3 protein-coding genes are annotated in these 1995 nt (G+C 70.6%); all 3 read right to left on the bottom strand.

Annotation, left to right across the window (positions count from 1 at the left end; translation table 11 throughout):
- Window positions 1–70 precede the first annotated feature (70 nt).
- Entirely contained in the window at window positions 71–805 is a 735-nt protein-coding gene (locus ACNQQL_RS35845; protein ID WP_347069664.1) for a PepSY-associated TM helix domain-containing protein, read from the bottom strand.
- Window positions 806–1074: 269 nt separating this feature from the next.
- Window positions 1075–1392: an EscU/YscU/HrcU family type III secretion system export apparatus switch protein gene (locus ACNQQL_RS35840; RefSeq protein WP_034179301.1), complete on the bottom strand. Its 318-nt coding sequence runs from the start codon at window positions 1390–1392 to the stop codon at window positions 1075–1077.
- Window positions 1389–1995 (bottom strand): flagellar hook-length control protein FliK (locus ACNQQL_RS35835; protein WP_347069662.1); only part of this gene is annotated, 607 nt, incomplete at its 5' end. The genes ACNQQL_RS35840 and ACNQQL_RS35835, both read right to left, overlap by 4 nt.

Below are 1995 nucleotides of genomic sequence, written 5' to 3'. Positions count from 1 at the left end.
GCGGCCTCTGATCCACCCTGGCGAGCCGCTTCGGCCGCGCCGGATGCGCGGACGAAGCGGCTCGTGCCGATCAGGTCAGGCCGGCCGCAAGCGCCGCGGCGACCGAACCCACCACCAGCACGACGCCGACCGTGCGGCGCTTGTTCAGCTCGGTCCACAACAGCACGCCCGTCAGCGACAGCAGGATCAGCGAGCCCGCGATCGTATCCATCAGCAGCACCCAGCCGAGGTTCATCCCGACGCCGCGATGCAGGTTGTTCAGCGTCGTCAGGAACGTGTTGTCCGTGCGCTTCACCGACACATAGCCATTGCCGACCCAGTATTCCGCCTGCAGGTTCCGGTGCGGGCCATACAGGCCGAACTGCCAGTGCTCGGGCTGCATCACGCGCTGGTCGCCCCATGCGACGGCTTGCGCGGGATCCTTGCGGATGCGGCCGGGCCGGCCGTCGAAATGCAGTTCCTGCTGCAGCCATTTCGTCATCGCGGCGGGCGTCTTCGGCACCGGATCGGGCAGCGCGATCTGCATCTGCTCGACCTGCGGCTCGCCGGTCGAAATCTTCAGCGGCGGCGCGCGGTGGTTCAGCACCACGCCCGTGACGCCGAACAGCAGCCCAAGCACCGCGCCCCACAGCCCGACCCAGCCGTGCACCTTGCGCAGCCACTTGATGAAGGTCGCGCGACGCGAGCGCTGGCGGCGCGCGGCCAGTTCGTCGTCGGTCAGCGGGCGGGCCGCCGGATGCAGCACGGCGACGCCCGCGCGCGGCATACCCGCCTTGGGAGAGTCGATCGTTTCGGGCGCGTTCACGCGAAAGTATCCATTCGTTCAAAACAACGGGCGGCGCGCAGAGATCGCGCGCCGCCCGGGCAACATGAAAATGAGAATGGATATCATTACATAAATCGAATTCCGGCTCAATCGGCCCGGCTACGCAACGGCGTGCTCGACGAGCGAAAAAATTCCGACGAAGCGCGCACGTTGCATCGAAATATCGCTCGATAGGCGACAGATGCCGGCAGAATAACCCCGCAAGGCCGAGACAGCGTTTCGCAAGAAGCGGCGCGATGGCGCGCCGTTCAGCGCAGCGGCGGCAACGGAAAGCGCGGCGCAGCGGCGTCCGGCCCGGGTTCGGTGCGATCGAGCGCGTACAGCCACGCGAGCAGGTCCGCGACGGCCTGGTAGAGCTGCGGCGGAATCCGGTCGTCGAGGTCGACCTGCATCAGCAGCGACACCATCTCCGGCGCGGTATGCACATACAGCCCCGCATCGTGCGCGCGCGCGACGATCATCTCCGCGAGCACGCCGTAGCCCTTCGCGACCACGCGCGGCGCCGCATCGCCGCCTTTCGGGTCGTAGACGAGCGCGGCCGCGCGCTTGCGGGACGACATGCTCATTGCGGCACCTCGTCGTCGCCCGGTACGCGCGTGTCCTGCCCGCCGGCCGCACCGCGCGCATACGCGGCGGCCGCCGCCTGTGCGGCAAACAGGTCGAAGCCGTCCGGCCCGTCGTCGACCGCGCGGATCGACAGCCCGCCCACCCGCAGCCCCGATCCCTCGAGCCGCTGCCGCAACGCGGCCTCGTGCCGCGTGAGGCGGTCGGCGCCCGTCTGGTTCGCACGCAGCCGCGCGACGAGCTGCGCGCCGTTCAGCACCAGCTCCGCGTCGACCGTACCGAGCGACGGCAACGTCAGCGTCAGGCGCGTGCGCCATGCAATGCCATCGCCCGCGTCGTCGCCGCCGCGCGGTGCGCGGCCGCCCGGATCGTCGGGTTCGATCGTCCAGTCGAGCCGCGCGCCGGGCCACGCCTCGCCGGTCCAGCGGAACTGGTCGGTCGCGAGCGCGTCGAGCTGTTGCCTGACGAGCGGCACGGCGGCCGGGTGCACGGGAGCGAGCGGCTGCGCCTGCGGGTCGGACGACGCGGCGGCCAGCCCGGCACGCGCCGGCGTCCAGCGCGGGTCGGCGTGCGCGCCGAGCGGATCGGCGGTATCGGGCGGCAAC

This window comes from Burkholderia sp. LFS061, from assembly GCF_047978125.1.
In the GTDB taxonomy this organism is placed as follows: Bacteria; Pseudomonadota; Gammaproteobacteria; order Burkholderiales; family Burkholderiaceae; genus Burkholderia; species Burkholderia pyrrocinia_C.
Note: the sequence above shows the minus strand (reverse complement) of the source record. Positions and strands in the feature narration are given on the sequence as shown.